Annotated in this window: 2 protein-coding genes; one reads left to right on the top strand and one right to left on the bottom strand. The window is 62.7% G+C overall.

The window, feature by feature from the left end:
- The coding region (locus VLR48_RS06640) for a sensor histidine kinase (RefSeq protein ID WP_325291018.1) at nt 1-1,154 on the top strand (1,154 nt) is incomplete at its 5' end.
- Here the strand turns inward: VLR48_RS06640 and VLR48_RS06635 are convergent.
- Nucleotides 1,130-1,965: sensor histidine kinase (locus tag VLR48_RS06635; RefSeq protein ID WP_325291017.1), on the bottom strand; the 836-nt coding region annotated here is incomplete at its 5' end. The genes VLR48_RS06640 and VLR48_RS06635 overlap by 25 nt on opposite strands.

Below are 1,965 nucleotides of genomic sequence, written 5' to 3'. Positions count from 1 at the left end.
AAGACTACCTTCTGGCGGGCGAGGACGCGTTGGAAAACAGGGCACACGATCGATCACCCAAGGAGCTCTTCAGCCTGGTACGACAGTCGCTAAGGGATACTCCCGTGGACCGATTGAAGATCCACGATCGGGATGGGATCGTGCGGTATTCCGCCGAGGAACGGGAGATCGGCACGAGCGAGCGCCTGAATCCGCGACTGCAGGCCGCTCTCGGCGGTGACATACGAAGCGCGCTGCTCCCTGCAGGAGCGCGACGCGCCCTCCAACTGCTCCGCGGCGAGGATATGCTGATCGAGACATACGTCCCGATCTGGGCGCCGGGCAACCCACAGCCAATCGGCGTATTCGAGCTCTACACGGACGTCGCACCCATCGTCCGGGCCATGACCCGCAACGAGCTGCTGGTGCTGGGCGCGATCACGGGCATCATGATCGTCCTGTACGCCCTGCTGGTGTACGTCGTCCTGCGTTCAGAGCGGATCATCACCCGGCAGCGCGAAGTGATCCTTCAGCGAAACCAAACCCTGCAAACCTTCTCCGAGCGCATGATGGCGGCGGAGGAGGACGATCGCCGCCGTGTTGCCTGGGAGCTGCACGAGGAGATCGCGCAAACACTGAGTGCGATCAAGACCAAGACCGAAGCGGTCGCGCGAGCGGCTGCGCTGCAGCCGTGCATGGACAAGGGTCCGCCGAATGAAGAGATCGTCGTGCTTCTGCAGGGCGCCATTCGTGACGTGCGCAGCCTGGCGATGGATCTGCGTCCATCGACTCTCGACGATTTTGGTCTCAGCGCGTCCTTAGGTCAGCTTTGCCGCGAGGCCGAGCAGGGGGTCGGCCTACCGATCTCGGCCCCCCAGATTGCCGTACGCGACCAAGATGTGCCCGAGCCCTTACGGGCCGTCATCTTCCGCGTCGTCCAGCAGACACTGAAACAACTGGTCGCCTGCAATAGCGTCGGGGACCTGCACGTCTCCCTGGACCAGGAGCGAGGGCAGGGGCTTCGTCTCGCCGTCGCGGTCAACGCCAGCGGGGATTGTATCGACGACCCGCGGATATCCGAGGCCTGGGAACGCGCGGTGCTCTCCGGCGCGGCTTATCGCGAGACGCGAAGCGCGACGGGCTATGTACGCTATGAGGCGACGTGGTGCCTCTGATTAGGCATCGGTGCGGCCGATGGCGGTCGCGGATCAGCGCCCTCATCGACCTGCCAGGCGGCGATGACCCGAGTCCCTTGTCCGGGTCGCGAATGGACGCTGAGGTTGCCGCCGGTCATCGACGCGCGCCGGCGCATACTGCCGAGGCCGAAACCACTTTTAGACGGGCAGACCGAACCGGCGGTGAAGCCAACGCCGTCATCCGCAACGGTGAGCCGGACACCCTCCGCGTCCGCCTCCAGCAGGATCGATAAATGCAACGCCCGCGAGTGCTTGCAGGCGTTGCCGCAGGACTCCTGCAGGATACGGAAGAGGGCCACTTTCAGCGGTAGCGGAATATCGCTTTCATAGGCACGAACCGTCAGGCTGACGTCGAGATGGTTCAATCCGTGGCAGAGCTCGTGACAAACCCTGCCGATTGCGTTGATGACACCCTGATCGTTGAGCTGTGCCGGGCGTGGATCGAAACAGATTCGGCGGACCTCGTTCATGGCTTCGGAGAGACACTCCGCCAGGGAATCGAAAATCACGCCCTCGCCATCCGTAAACTGGCCTTCCCGAAGCTGCCTAAGCCTCCCGACCGCTAGCTTCATGGCACTGAGGGTTTGCCCGATCCCATCATGCAGGTCGGCGGCGATCCTCTGCCGCTCTTCCTCCAGCATTCGATGAAGCGCCCGGTCCCGCTCCTCGGGGTGGATCATGCTGTCAAGCTTTACATGTATCGGGTACTGCGTCGTCATGGGTCTGCTCATCGTTACCTTTACTATCAATATCGTGCAATCTAGCAAAATGACCCCCACCCCCGTCATCC

Source organism: Thiocapsa sp., from assembly GCF_035467215.1.
Taxonomy (GTDB): domain Bacteria; phylum Pseudomonadota; class Gammaproteobacteria; order Chromatiales; family Chromatiaceae; genus Thiocapsa.
The sequence above is the reverse complement of the archived record's forward strand: the minus strand, read 5'-3'. Positions and strand labels throughout refer to the sequence as shown.